Origin of the sequence: Burkholderia sp. AU6039, assembly GCF_002223365.1 — a bacterium.
GTDB lineage: Bacteria > Pseudomonadota > Gammaproteobacteria > Burkholderiales > Burkholderiaceae > Burkholderia.
The window spans coordinates 346,701-360,054 of sequence record NZ_NKFK01000007.1 but is presented as its reverse complement, the minus strand read 5'-3'; the positions used below and the strand labels follow the sequence as shown (position 1 = coordinate 360,054).

The window sequence follows — 13,354 nt, the reverse complement described above, 5'->3', positions numbered from 1 at the left end:
CGTCATGCATCGAATCGGATTCTTCGTTTGCCGTGGCTACGATGCGCTCGATCTGGGCGGGCCACTGTCGGCCTTCAACCAGGTCGCCACGGCGGCGGGCCACGCGCCCTATGAGCTCCACGTCATCTCGCAGTCCGGCGGCCCGGTTCCCGGCAATACGGGCCTGTCGGTCGACACGAAGCCGATCGGAAGGCGCACGTTCGACACCGTCATCTTCGTGGGCGGTGACATCGATCCGATGCAGACGCCGGAGAACATCGCCGCCGCCAAAAAACTGGGCGCCAGGGCTGCGCGGGTGGCAAGCGTGTGTACGGGGGCGTTTCTGCTTGCGGAAACCGGCTTGCTGGACGGCGTGAGCGTGACGACGCACTGGCGATACGCGGCTCAATTGCAGTCGCGCTTCCCGCGCGCCAAGGTCGAGGGCGACAGTATCTATATCGAGGAGGGCCGCATCTGGACGTCGGCGGGCATCGCGTCCGGCATCGACCTGGCGCTCGGCTTGATTGAAAAGGATATGGGCGCGGAGGTTGCGCGCGCTGTCTCCCGGCTTTTGGTGGTTCCGTATCGCCGGCCGGGCGGTCAGTCCCAATTCTCGGCGATGTCGCAGATGGAGCCGGAATCGGATCGCATCCGCATCGCGCTGAATTTTGCGCGGGAACACCTGGCGGAAGCGTTGCCTGTCGAGCGGCTCGCCGAAGCCGCAAGTTTGAGTCCGCGGCAGTTCGGGCGCGCATTTCGCCGGGAAACCGGAGAGACACCGGCGAAGGCGGTCGAGCGCTTGCGTGTCGAAGCGGCGCGGCTGCGCCTGCAGGGCGGCAGCGAACCGATCGAACAGATTGCGCTGGCGGTCGGGTTCACCGACCCGGAGCGGATGCGGCGGGCCTTCATCAAACTGCATGGGCACCCGCCGCAAGCGATTCGACGCGAGAGCCGATCGAACGGCGCGCGCTGATCGACCGCCGTCAGCCGGACGATCTGCGCGCTGCCTGGCCGAAGTTTTTCCAAGGATACGTTCAGATATCCGAACGGGCAATTGATGATGCGAAATGCTCTGTCCGGGCGTCCTTCTTCGACTGGCGATGCCGTCAGAATTTTTGAATGGCATTCCTAATCATGTGCGCCCACGATTTCGAGTGTCGCGCGGCGCCGTACCTTGCCATCAAAGTCCCTAGCTCGCCAATGGCGGCTTCCAAACCAGAAGGGATACCAGTCTGAGCGCCCAATGACGCACAGCTCCACGGAGCGGGGCGTCTCCCCTGTTAATCGCTGTCAGCGTGCCGGATTGCGTGCCATGACGATCCACGCCGCGCCGTCGATCATCACCGACCGCTCGCCGGGGAGGCCCGCGAAGGCGACACGAACCGCGGCCGAGGCGCGGGCGCGGATGTCGTCGGGCTGACCAGCGAGCGCACGCGACAGTGGGCCGACCTCGAGCGTCATCTTCACCGCGTCGTCGATCGCCGCGTCTCGCGTCCCGCCCTCGCCGAACGGGACGGAAGCATCGAAGGGCGCGATAGCGATATCGGTGAAGCCGGCCGCCGTCAGGATGCGTGCCACGCGCCCCCGGTCGCCGAACGAAAATGGGCCGGGCGCTTCGGGAGAGGGCAGCGCGCTTGACGGGACGATACCCTTGAGCGTGCCCATCGGCAGGCGCACCCAATCGTTTTCGGCCGCGCCGCGCCAGCAGACGAAAGCGACCCGCCCGCCAGGCCGCAGCGCGCGTCGCATGTGAGCGAACGCCGCTGTCGGATCGTCGAAGAACATCACCCCGAAACGCGAGAACAGGATGTCGAACGCGCCCTCGGGCAGCTCGGCGCTGCTGGCGTCGGCCACCTGGAACCGGGCCGGCGTATCCGGTCGCGCAAGCGCGCGCGCTCGGCCGATCAGCGGTTCGGATATGTCCACGCCCAGCACTTTCCCTCCCGCGCCGACGCGGGCAGCCAGCGCCAGGCTCGACGCGCCCGCGCCGCAGCCGATGTCCAGCACGCGCTCACCCGTCGCGGGCGCGGCGGCTTCTATCGCGGCCTGGCCGAACACCGCCACCATGGCGTCGAGCCGGGCCTGGTTGGTGACCCAGCGCGCCCCGCTTTGACCATTCCAGTCACCGACCTGATCCGCACTTTGCTCTGCCATGTCGTCTCCTTGACTCGACGATCCGTCCTTCACCGCGCCGATCTACGCCAACCTTTCGAAGGTGACGATGCAAACGTGGAAGGGAATCCGTGCGATCAAACCAGCATCGACTGCTGGGCGAAAATACCCGCCATCGCGCCCTGCGATGATGCCTGGGTGACCGAGGGCAAGAAGGGCGTGGTGAGGTCGCCGGCGGCGTAGATGCCGGGCATGCTGGTTTGGCGGCGCTCGTCGACCTTGAGGACGATGCCGGTGGGTGTGTCGACCGTGGCGAGGCCCAGCGATTCATGCAGGCTTGCGGACGGCTTGTTGCGCGGATGGGCGAACAGGACGTCGACCGCGACATTGCGGCGGGTATCGAGATTGACGGTGGCGATACGGCCGTTGTGATGGGCGATCTCGACGATCCGGCCATCGACGACAGGGATGTTGCGGCGCGCCAGATCGGCCTGGATATCGGGCGCAATGTCATGGCCATCGGCGAAGACGGTCAACTTGTCGGTCCAATCGCGGAACAGCCTGGCAGACTGGTGCGACTGCGGGCTGGACCATACGAGGCCCCAATGCTGGCCAGCGACTTCAAAGCCGTCACAATAGGGGCAGGGTACGATGGACGTGCCCCAGCTTTCGGCAAAGCCCGGAACATCAGGCATCTGGTCGGCGACGCCATAGCTCAGGATCAAGCGGCGCGCCCTCAGGCTTTCGTGATCGTCAGTGACGACGCAGAAATCGTCGATGGCGCCCGTCACGCTCTCCGCCCGGGCATCGACGAGCCTGATGGTTGGATAGCGCGACAACTGCTGCCGTGCCTCGACCAGGATGTCCAGCGGCGGCTTGTGATCGTGGCCGAGCAGGCCATGCGAATGACCGGCAAAGCGGTTGCGAGGCCGGCCGGTATCGAGAACCGTGACCTTGCGGCAGGCCCGGCCAAGCTGCAGGGCGGCGGCGAGGCCGGCAAAGCTGCCGCCGATGATGATGACGTCATTCATGGTGAGGGGCTCCGGGTTGTGGATGAAGGCGAACTGGACGTGGTGGGCAATATCGTCCGGCGATACCAGCTTGAGACGGTCAGCGAGCAGTGCTTCGGCATTGGCGTGAAAATTGCCCATGGCTGTCATCACCGGCTGGACAATGCCGCATTCGATAGCGCTGGACAGCCCAGGGAAACCTGGCTGGGACACCCGGTTGAAAGCTACCCTTGGCTTGCACATTTAAGATACTGAATGGTATCGTAGTGTGAGAATTTGAATACTGTCAAGTACTGGAATTGTCGTGACCGAACATAACCAGGGCCGGCGCGGCCGGCCCGCCAACGAGGCGCTGCGCCAAACGATAGTCGACGCCGCCTGCGAACTCTTTGTGGAATTGGGTTTTCAAGCGACGACGATGGACAAGGTCGCCCAGCGGGCGAGGATATCCAAGCTCAGCATCTATCGGCACTTCGAGAACAAGGAGGCGCTGTTCAGCGCGGCCATGGCGGCCCACTGTCATCAGTTCGCACCACAGGCCCTTTTTGAAGGCGTCGACGGTTCGGCCGAAGATCAGCTCATGGCGGTGGGATCATCCCTGCTTCGCACGCTGTTGAGCCCGGACGTTCGCAGTGTCGAAGCCATGGTCTTGGCCGACAAGACGAATCAAAAGTCGTTGAGCAAGCTCCATTACGAAGCCGGGCCTGCCCATGTCATCGCCCAAATCGAGGCCGTGTTGCGTCAGTTGCATGCGAAAGCGATTCTGAACGTACCCGATGCGCTCAGGTCTGCCCGCTTGTTTGCCGCGCTTTTCAAAGGATCCGATCTCCTGCTGATCGCACGCTTCGATGAGGCGAGAGCGATGGACGACAACGAAATCGAATCCTATTCCCGGTCGGCCGTCGCCATGTTCATCGCCGCGCACGGCGGCATCTAAAGGTGTGCCATCGTGTCCGATGAAGAACACGCAGCAATGGCATACGCTGTTCGCCCTCAGCAACCTATGGATGATGCGTGGACGACTGATGGGCGAGGCCATTGCGTGAGCGCAAAAGCCGTCCGCGCGGGCAGGCAATCGGCGCCTTCTTTATGCCGAACGTCGCGCTGCATTCCAGGCAAGTGCCGCACTGCTTGCACCCATCGGCATCTATGCTGATGGCTCAGTGCGGCAAAGCGAATTATGAACAGCATCCCTAACGGACTAGCGGCGCTTTGGGCAGGTCACTCTGCGTTTCGCCAGACGCTCAATGACCATCCGGCGGCAGCGGGCCGTCATCGTTCCACATGTCGCGATGCAACTTCCACGCGCCGCCCTCTTTCAGAAAGACGAGCGTCTGCTTGCCGCGGAATTTGAGTTGTCCGTCGTGGTCGCGGACCTCCACATCCGACACCTCTGTCACGACCCGGTCGTTACCGTAGAACTCGTCATTGCTGAACGATACGGTGGCGGGCTTTGATCCGGCATACCCCTTGGTGAAGTACCCGATGATCGCGTTGCGTCCCGTGATCTTGTTGCCTCCGGGCGGCAAGAGCGTGCCGTCGCGGGTGTAGAGGCGGCCGATCGCCTCGTAATCCCCTCGCGCAAAGGCATCCGCCCAGCGCGCATTCTCGGCCTTGATGGCCGCTTCGGGCGGACGTGGCGAACCAGCGGCAGTCGCGGGCGCGGCAAACGCAAAAAAGGTGAAGCAGGCTGCAAGAGCAGCGGTGAAAACACGGGTCTGTTGCATCGAGTGATTTTCGTGCATGGTTTGAATGAAAAGGACTGCGAAAGTTGTAGGATGAAGCAGGCAATGTCGGTCGCGGTGTTCATCGCAGTCTGTCGATGGGTTGGCTCACATTGCCTGCAAGCGATTCAACGAACGCCCGGGACGCGTGCGAGCCCCCTGGATGCACCGGGCAGTTTCTTGTCGACCATCGCGATGACTTCCGGCCGTGCATCTCTCGGATGGCCGGAGTGGAACGGCGGCGCGGGATCATATTCGATTACGAGCTGAGTGAGTTCGGCGGCCTGTCGACCGCGCAGCTTCGCCGCCACGCGAAGGGCGAAGTCGATGCCCGCCGTCACGCCGCCGCCGCTCATGAACCGGCCGTTGTCGTCTTCGACGAAGCGATCGGGCACGGGAATGGCGCCGTATTCGGCCAGCTTGTTGACGAAGGCCCAATGGCAGGCGCTTCGCTTGCCGTTGAGAATTCCCGTTGCGGCTAGCACGAGCGATCCGTTGCAGACGGACGTCACATGCTGGGCACTTTCTGCCAGGCGCCGGATCTGCGCTTGATAGGCGGGGCGCATCGGCGCCGACAGGTCGGACCCGCCGGGGACCAGCAGCACGTCCGTCTTGTCGATATCGGCCAGCCGCTCGGTCTTGCCGTACACGACGCCGAATTCGAGCGTCACGTTGCCGCCATCGAGGCTCGCGTAGCGAACGTTCGTATTCGGTAGCCGATGGAAGACCTCGCTGGGGCCGGCGAAGTCGAGCAGCGTGCCGCCGTCGTAATTGACGATCAGGATATCGAGCGGGTCGTTCGGGGCAAGTACGCCGTCGCTGCCGGTCTGTGCAAGCGCAGGCGCCGCGTGCCCAAGCAGGGCGCCGCCACCGAGGACGGCGCCGAGCGTCGCGATGCTGCCGAACTTGAGCACATCGCGGCGTGATTGGCCGGCTCGGGTGAGTGGCGATCCGGAAGTATTGTTTTCACTACTGTCGGTCAAGATCAATTCTCCTTGCGGGTCGGCCCTGCTGCGCGTGCTACCAGGCTGGGCCGCATGAAATCGCCGCCGCGACTCAAAGCGTGGCGGACGTGAGATCAGACAGGTGGATGAGCCGCGATGACACGCAGGGCGCCGGAATCGGGCGCCGCAGGCTCAAAGCTGCGAGGCGCCGCCGTCGACGACCAGTTCGGTGCCGACGACGTACGCGGATTCGTCGCTGGCGAGATAGAGTGCGGCGTTGGCGATGTCCTCGACGTTGCCCATGCGGCCCACCGGAATGGCGTTGGCGAACTCGGCCTTGCGGTTGCGCACCCATTCGTCCGGCATGCCCCACTTGGTCAGCAGCGGCGTGTCGATCGCACCGGGCGCGATCGCGTTGAAGCGGATTTTCCGGTCGAGAAACTCGTAGGACCAACTGCGGGCAAGCGATCGCACGGCGGCCTTCGCGGCTGCGGTCAACGAGATGCCGTGCTTGCCGGTCTGCGCGACGAACGAGGTGTTGAGAATGAAGGATGAGCCCGCTCGCAAGTGCGGCAGCACCGCTTGAAGCGTGAACACCACGCCTTTGACGTTGATGTCCATGATCTCGTCGTAGAGCGCGTCGTCGATATCGTTGACTGCGGACGGGAACGCCCAGCCGGCGTTCGCGAACACGATATCCAGGCCGCCGAACTGCTCGCCGATTTCAGCGGCAATCGCCCGCATGTCGTTGATCGAACGCACGTCGCCCTTGAGAACGAGCGCATGCTCGCCGAGCTCGGCCCTCACGCGCTCGAACACCGCCTCGTCGCGACCCGTCACCGCGACGCGGGCGCCTTCCGCAATGAAACGCTTCGCGGTGGCGAGACCGATGCCACTGGTACCACCGGTGATTAACGCCGACTTGTCTTTAAGCCTCATCTTCTGCTCCTTTCTACGTCGTGATTGATCGGGCCGAAAGCGCAAGACGCGATGGCGTTTGTGCTTTTCCCTGCTCGATCTTCACGTGCAGTATGGAACGCGAAGCGGATGGCGCAAAGGTCGTATAACCCTCAAAAAACGCCACCTGGATCAAACGAATGACTCATGCATGTCGGCGTGAGGTGGCGGCATCGCACATCTGTACACGTGTGGCTTCAGCCTTCGTTCTCGTAAAGCAACTCATAGCCGCCGCTCGTCCGCTTGATACGTGCGAACCCGAGTTCCCCCAGATGCATCCCCGCGATCAGAAGACCGTCCGCGCTGACCTGATCGAGAAGGCGTGACCGTGTCGCTGCTGCCAGCGACGCATCGTGATCGAACGCAATCGATACGTCCGGCCGCTGAATCTGGATATGCGGGAAATGCACCACGTCCCCCCACACCAGCAGGCCTTGATCGCGGGATTCAAGGACATATCCGGTGTGTCCATCGGTGTGTCCCGGCAGCGGCAGCGCGCGGATACCGGGGAGCACGTGTCCGTCTTCGAACAGGCGAAGTCGGTCGTCATAGGCATCGAACACCTGACGCGCCTTCGCAAAGTTGCCGCGAGCCCGCTCACTGGCGCGACTGAGATTTCCGTCGTCCTGCCAGAACCTGACCTCTCGCTGATGCACGACCAGTTCCGCATGGGGAAACGCGGCCTGTCCCGCACCGTTCACCAGCCCACCGACGTGATCGGGATGCGCGTGGGTAAGCAGGATGGTGTCGATCGCAGCGGGTTCGATGCCGGCAAGCATCAGGTTCGTTTTCAGCTGGCCACCCCATTGCTTGAACCCGCCAGCCCCACCGTCGATGAGAACGGTGCGGCCCGCTCCGCGTACGACGTAGCAATTGATATGAACGGCCGCCGGCTCTTTCTGTCCGGCAGCACTTTGCATTCTTGATGCGTCATCCGAATCGATATTCGACAGGAAGTCGAGACTGGCGGTGAGATAGCCATCACTGATGGCGGTGATCGTGAAATCCCCGACTTGTTGAACAGGAAAGGTAAGGGTGGACATCGTGTTGCTCCGAATCGGCTAGTTGCGAGCGTGAATGGTCGACGCGGTGTAACCAAAGCACCGGATGCGCGCGGTGAGGCCGGTGCGGCGAACGATCGCCTGATCCAGCGCGTCCATGAACCGGTTCATGACCTCCGGCGTGCGAGGCGTCCCGACGCGATACCGGATGTCGGCGAAGACGGGATGTCCGTGCCCGTGCCGAACCGCCAGGAAAATGACATGGACGTTCTTGAGTTCAGCCTCAAGCACCTGCGTGCAGAGTTCGACGCAATCGCGCGACAGCTCGGCAAGGCTTTCATCAGCCGGCATCCGCGTTGCATCGATCGAGAAAGTGACGTTCGGCATCGCGGTCTACTCCTGTGCAATCGAAAGGGCGCGTGTGCTTGTCAACTGCTCCGTCAGCGGCGCGTAAAGGTGAATGTCTTCCGGAAGCGCCTCGACAAGCCGCGCGCTGTTCCGTGGCACGACGGCGAGCCAACGGCGTGCCGGACACTTCTCGAGCGCAACGGCCTGCATGGCCAGCGGTTGGAGGCCCAATCGAATCAGCGAATCAGGGCCGCCGGCGCTCAGTGCGAGATGCTCACCGTCCTTTACGGCCGGCGCGAAGCCGATATCGCTGTAGAGATTCCGGTGCCAGTCGGTGATGTGTCGTTGCCACTTCGCGAAATTGCCGCCGCCTTTGCGGCGATATTCGTCGCCGGTCAGGACATCGAGGCCGTCGATCGTGTGGATCGCCAGATAAACCGGGCAACCGCCGGTGATCGCCTTGAATCGCTGCGACGTGTGAAACCCCGTGACCGAGATCAGCGCGGGCAGCTTTTCAAGGCTGTAGAAGTCGTTCCATTCGGCTTCGCTGTCGAGGTCGGCGAAGCTGCATTCCACGGTGTAGATCATGGGATCGTCCTTTGGGCAGGCTGCACATTCATCTGGGGAAGTGTGATGGTCAGTGCGGTAACGTAATGCTAAGCTCGCCATTCCGCGCCATAAAACGAAATAAAGTCAGCCTTCAGTGACATTTGCTCAAGCTGATGGCGAACACACTTCGACCAACGAGACGCCCATGTCCCGCAAGATCCCAAGCAATTCCGCGCTCCAGGCGTTTGAAGCCGCGGCCCGACACGGCAGCTTTGCCCGAGCCGCCGAGGAGCTGGCACGGACCGAAGGTGCCGTCAGTCGTCAGATCGGCCGGCTGGAGGCGTTCCTGGGCGTCACGCTGTTCGAGCGGATCGGCAACCGGGTACGGCTGGCGCCGAACGGTGCGCGCTATGCGGTGCAGGTTCGCGAGATTCTGGATCGGCTCGAACGGGACAGCCTGTACCTGATGGGGCAGCCGATCGAAGGCGCGAGCCTCGATATCGCCGCCATTCCGACCTTCGCGACGCGCTGGCTGATCCCGCGGCTGAAACATTTTCAGGCGCGACATCCGAACATCACCGTGCATATCGCCGAGCGGATGGAACCGTTCCTGCTGGCCGGGAGCGGTTTCGACGCAGCGATTCATTTCGAGCATCCGGCATGGGCGGGGATGCATCTGCATCCGCTGCTGGAGGAAGTGCTGGTGCCCGTCTGCAGTCCGGCGCTGCTCGCCGGCGCCGGGGCGAAGCCGTCACTGGATGCGCTGCCGCGTCTTCATCGGCGACAGAATCCCGACGCGTGGCAAGCCTATGCGCAGGCGGCCGGCATCGTGCTGACCAATTCGGCGGTGGGCGCGCGCTACGACCTTCATTCGATGCTGATCGAAGCGGCGCTGGCCGGCCTGGGTGTCGCGCTGGTGCCGCGCCTGTACATCGACGCGGAGCTCGAGCAGGGGCGGCTGGTTGCGCCTTGGCCGGAGGGCAAGACGGTGACGAAAAACTTCTGCCTCGTCCTGCCCGAACCGATCGAGCTGGCCGACGGGCCGTTGCGGGCCTTCGCGACCTGGATGCTGGATGAAGCGCGGGGATTGGCGCCGCGCGGTAGCGCGTGATGCTCATCGTCCAACCGTTACGCTTGTGAAGGCGGCATCGCCAGGCTGATGCGTCGTGCTCGGGTACACTCGTGATCCCGTCACGCACGCGGCACCAGCATGGACAGTCAGCTTTGGATCATCTGCGGACTCACCTTCGTCATCCATGTGATCGCGACGCTGGCGTATGCCGTGCGGATCGCCGGCGTGCGCACGCGACGCATCGCGTTGTCGTTTTCGTTGTTCGGGATCATCGCGCTCGTGTCGCGAACGGCCAATTCCTTTCAGGGGCCGTTCATCGCGAAACGCGTTGAAATGGATATCGCGCACCGGATGGGGAGCGGGTTGCTGGCCGATTTCCGGTGGTTCCTGCTGTCCGCCACCGTGGCGACCATCGTCGGGTCGTTCCTGATCCCCACGTTCCAGCGTTATTTCAGTCGCGCCGTCGAACACTTCCAGGTGAACCGCTCGATTCCCCGCTTGCTGCTGGATGCGTGTAGTCGCGCGGGGATCAACTATCTGCGCGTCGGCGCACGACTGCCTTCCAGCCAGAACGTCACGCAACTGACCGCGAACACCGGTGTGTCATGGGGCGTCATTGCGCTGAACGTCGCCGCGATGGCGATCTGGACGGTCGGCGTGTTCGCGTCGCTGTATGCGGGCTACCTGAAGCCCGACCTGAGAGTGACGTGCGCGAACCTGTCGTCCGTCATCAACGGATTCGCGACCGTCATGCTGGCAGTCGTCATCGACCCGCAGGTTTCCGTCATGACCGACGACGTCATCGAAGGGCGAATTTCGGAGAACAGCTTTCGGCGCGCCATCACGACACTCGCGGGCGCGCGCGTGCTCGGCACGTTGTGCGCGCAAGCAGTGCTCGTTCCGGCCGCGCTCGTCATCGTGCGCGTCGCCGAGCTGATCTAGCGCTGCACCCGGACAACCGGCAATCTCTCCCGCGGACCATCGCCATGAATCCCGTCGCTGTCGTATTGCACGGCCCGACCAGTGCAGGGAAGAGCAGCCTGGCACGGGCGCTCCAGCAGTGTTCGGACGTGCCGACGTTTCACGTATCGCTCGACGCGTTCGTCGAAATGTCGCGCCGGCGTGACATGCGATCGGAAGACGAACTGAATCAGGCGCTGAGACTTCACCACCTCAACCTGCAATCGACGCTCGCGCGGATTGCGGTCAGCCATTTCGAGATCGTGCTGGACCTCGTGCTTCGGGATCAGTGCGCGCTCGACGCATGCATTGCTGCGCTGTCGCCGCGTCAGACCTTCGTCATCGGTGTGACGTGCCCGCTGGACATCCTCGAACAGCGCGAACGCGCGAGACCGGATCGAGGCGAAGGCATGGCGCGATCGCAGTTCGGGCATCCGGCTTATTCACGGCCCTATTCGCTGCGCATCGACACATCGACCTGCACGCCCGAGGAAGGCGCGCGCCGCATTCGTGCCCACGTCAATGCGCTGCGTGAATGATCGTCACCGGATGGGGGCAACAGTCAGTCAGTATTCTCCATTAAACTCGCCGGCACTGAAGCGCGTCGGCCGCACGGATTATGTCGTTGGCGCGCGACAAATGGCATTGTTCCGGTAAGCAAGGGCATTCTCGATGAAACCGATTCCGGTGCTCGTGTGCCGATCGCCGATTATTCACGTTTCAAACGGATTCACGTGCCGGCGGCCCGTGCGGCGCGGTTCCGGCCGGTGAGCGCGAGGGTGCGAGCCCGTCGTGTCCAGACAGGGGATTCATGGATTGAATGCGCGCCGATTCAAAAGATAAATTTTGGAAAGACTCTGGCACGGGATATGCTTGACGGGTTTTATCCGATCGGAACCTGCGCCGGATATTCGTCAGCATAATCAGGCAAAAGCATGAACCGGTTTGCCCTGACAAGACCATCGATTAGAGGAGCGATCGTTTGTGAAATCCGCGCGGGAGTGCCAAGCTGCGCGCGGAGCAAAGTCGTACACGGATTGAGTTGGGTGACGTGAAACGCAGGCCGTAATTCCTCGCGACGGCCACTACTGACAGTTCAGGATATGACATTACTGATTGGGGTCCCTCTGGAGACGGCCCACGAGGAGCGGCGCGTAGCGACCGTTCCCGACGTGGTCGAAAAGTTGATCAAGCTCGGGTTCTCGGTGGCCGTGCAAAGCGGTGCCGGCACCGGCGCGAACTTCAGCGATGACGACTACCGCACGGCCGGCGCCGAAGTCGTGCCGACGGCCGCCGATCTATGGGGCCGCAGCGACATCGTCCTCAAGGTGCGCCCGCCGAGCAGCGACGAAGTCGCGCTGTTGCGCGAGGGCGGCATGCTGATCGGCTTCGTCTGGCCGGCCCAGAACCCTGAACTGATGCAGCAGCTGGCCGCGAAGCGGGCCACGGTGCTGGCGATCGATTCGCTGCCGCGCACGCTGTCGCGCGCGCAGAAGATGGATGCCCTCACGTCGATGGCCGGCGTGAGCGGCTACCGCGCCGTCATCGAGGCGGCCCATGCGTTCGGCCGCTACTTCAACGGGCAGATCACGGCCGCGGGCAAGGTGCCGCCGGCCAAGGTGTTCATCGCCGGCGCGGGCGTCGCCGGCCTCGCGGCGATCGGCACGGCCGCGGGCCTCGGCGCGATCGTGCGCGCCAACGACACGCGCGCGGAAGTGGCCGACCAGGTCAAGTCGCTCGGCGGCGAATTCGTCAAGGTCGACTACGAGGAGGAAGGCTCGGGCGGCGGCGGTTACGCGAAGGTGATGAGCGAAGGCTTCCAGCAGGCGCAGCGCGCGATGTACGCGCAGCAGGCCAAGGAGGCGGACATCATCATCACCACCGCGCTGATCCCCGGCAAGCCGGCGCCGAAGCTCATTACGGCCGAGATGGTGCAGTCGATGAAGCCGGGCAGCGTGATCGTCGACATGGCCGGCGAGCAAGGCGGCAACTGCGAACTGACGGTGCCCGGCCAGGCCGTGGTACGTCATGGCGTGACCATCGTCGGCTACACGGATCTCGCCTCGCGCCTGGCACGACAGTCGTCGACGCTGTATGCGACCAACCTGCTGCGCGTGGTCGAGGAGCTGTGCAAGGGCAAGGACGGCACGATCAACGTCGACTTCAGCGACGACGCGATCCGTGGCCTCACGGTCATCAAGGAAGGCAACGTCACCTGGCCGCCGCCGCCGATCCAGCAGCCGGCCGCCGCCCCGAAACCCGCCACGCCGCCGGTCGCGGCAACCGCATCCAAGGGCCACGGCCACGGCAGCGGCGCGCCGATGTCGGCGAAGTCGCTCGCCATCACGTTCGCCGTCGGCGCACTGTTGTTCCTGCTGGTCGGCCAGTTCGCGCCGGCCACGTTCCTCGCGCACTTCACGGTGTTCGTGCTGGCCTGCTTCGTCGGCTACATGGTGATCTGGAACGTCACGCCGTCGCTGCATACGCCGCTGATGAGCGTCACCAATGCGATCTCGTCGATCATCGCGATCGGCGCGCTGGTGCAGGTCGCGCCGCCGTTGGGCGACGCGGCGGCGGGGGGCCGTCCGTCCGGGCTGATCCTGGGCCTCGCGGTGGGCGCGCTGACGCTCACGGCCGTCAACATGTTCGGCGGCTTCGCGGTGACGCGTCGCATGCTGGCGATGTTCCGCAAGTAAGG

General features: G+C 63.6%; 14 protein-coding genes. 6 read left to right on the top strand and 8 right to left on the bottom strand.

Going from position 1 to position 13,354, the window contains the following annotated elements:
* Positions 1 to 4 precede the first annotated feature (4 nt).
* On the top strand, positions 5 to 952 hold the full coding sequence (locus CFB39_RS33810; protein ID WP_089476232.1) for a GlxA family transcriptional regulator: 948 nt from the start codon (positions 5 to 7) through the stop codon (positions 950 to 952).
* Between the two features lie 317 nt (positions 953 to 1,269).
* Here the strand turns inward: CFB39_RS33810 and CFB39_RS33805 are convergent, their stop codons facing one another.
* Together CFB39_RS33805 and CFB39_RS33800 are read right to left on the bottom strand one after the other, a co-directional pair.
* Positions 1,270 to 2,133, bottom strand: a complete 864-nt coding sequence (locus CFB39_RS33805) for a class I SAM-dependent methyltransferase (protein WP_089476231.1) — start codon at positions 2,131 to 2,133, stop codon at positions 1,270 to 1,272.
* A 95-nt stretch (positions 2,134 to 2,228) separates the two neighbouring features.
* On the bottom strand, positions 2,229 to 3,122 hold the full coding sequence (locus tag CFB39_RS33800; RefSeq protein ID WP_089476230.1) for an NAD(P)/FAD-dependent oxidoreductase: 894 nt from the start codon (positions 3,120 to 3,122) through the stop codon (positions 2,229 to 2,231).
* 283 nt (positions 3,123 to 3,405) lie between these two features.
* Here CFB39_RS33800 and CFB39_RS33790 point away from each other — a divergent pair, with 283 nt between their 5' ends.
* On the top strand, positions 3,406 to 4,038 hold the full coding sequence (locus CFB39_RS33790) for a TetR/AcrR family transcriptional regulator (protein ID WP_089476229.1): 633 nt from the start codon (positions 3,406 to 3,408) through the stop codon (positions 4,036 to 4,038).
* A 307-nt stretch (positions 4,039 to 4,345) separates the two neighbouring features.
* Here the strand turns inward: CFB39_RS33790 and CFB39_RS33785 are convergent, their stop codons facing one another.
* The 6 genes from CFB39_RS33785 to CFB39_RS33760 form a co-directional block, all read right to left on the bottom strand.
* Complete coding sequence (locus CFB39_RS33785; RefSeq protein ID WP_089476228.1) at positions 4,346 to 4,828, bottom strand: DUF4440 domain-containing protein; 483 nt, start codon at positions 4,826 to 4,828, stop codon at positions 4,346 to 4,348.
* 125 nt (positions 4,829 to 4,953) lie between these two features.
* Positions 4,954 to 5,808, bottom strand: a complete 855-nt coding sequence (locus CFB39_RS33780) for a DJ-1/PfpI family protein (protein ID WP_089476227.1) — start codon at positions 5,806 to 5,808, stop codon at positions 4,954 to 4,956.
* Between the two features lie 153 nt (positions 5,809 to 5,961).
* Complete coding sequence (locus CFB39_RS33775) at positions 5,962 to 6,708, bottom strand: SDR family oxidoreductase (RefSeq protein ID WP_089476226.1); 747 nt, start codon at positions 6,706 to 6,708, stop codon at positions 5,962 to 5,964.
* Positions 6,709 to 6,923: 215 nt separating this feature from the next.
* Complete coding sequence (locus tag CFB39_RS33770) at positions 6,924 to 7,769, bottom strand: MBL fold metallo-hydrolase (RefSeq protein WP_089476225.1); 846 nt, start codon at positions 7,767 to 7,769, stop codon at positions 6,924 to 6,926.
* 18 nt (positions 7,770 to 7,787) lie between these two features.
* A complete protein-coding gene (locus CFB39_RS33765) occupies positions 7,788 to 8,114 on the bottom strand; it encodes a hypothetical protein (RefSeq protein WP_089476224.1) in 327 nt (108 codons plus the stop codon).
* Between the two features lie 6 nt (positions 8,115 to 8,120).
* Complete coding sequence (locus CFB39_RS33760) at positions 8,121 to 8,663, bottom strand: sugar ABC transporter (RefSeq protein WP_089476223.1); 543 nt, start codon at positions 8,661 to 8,663, stop codon at positions 8,121 to 8,123.
* A gap of 166 nt (positions 8,664 to 8,829) precedes the next feature.
* Between CFB39_RS33760 and CFB39_RS33755 the strand changes: the two genes are divergently transcribed.
* The 4 genes from CFB39_RS33755 (at position 8,830) to CFB39_RS33740 (ending at position 13,352) form a co-directional block, all read left to right on the top strand.
* Positions 8,830 to 9,735: a LysR substrate-binding domain-containing protein gene (locus CFB39_RS33755; protein ID WP_089476222.1), complete on the top strand. Its 906-nt coding sequence runs from the start codon at positions 8,830 to 8,832 to the stop codon at positions 9,733 to 9,735.
* A 99-nt stretch (positions 9,736 to 9,834) separates the two neighbouring features.
* The gene (locus tag CFB39_RS33750) at positions 9,835 to 10,638 is read left to right on the top strand and encodes a lipid II flippase Amj family protein (protein WP_089476221.1); all 804 of its coding nucleotides are present in this window, start codon (positions 9,835 to 9,837) and stop codon (positions 10,636 to 10,638) included.
* A 65-nt stretch (positions 10,639 to 10,703) separates the two neighbouring features.
* On the top strand, positions 10,704 to 11,195 hold the full coding sequence (locus CFB39_RS33745) for a chloramphenicol phosphotransferase CPT family protein (RefSeq protein ID WP_179257773.1): 492 nt from the start codon (positions 10,704 to 10,706) through the stop codon (positions 11,193 to 11,195).
* Between the two features lie 564 nt (positions 11,196 to 11,759).
* Positions 11,760 to 13,352, top strand: a complete 1,593-nt coding sequence (locus CFB39_RS33740) for a Re/Si-specific NAD(P)(+) transhydrogenase subunit alpha (protein ID WP_089476219.1) — start codon at positions 11,760 to 11,762, stop codon at positions 13,350 to 13,352.
* The last annotated feature ends 2 nt before the right edge of the window (positions 13,353 to 13,354 follow it).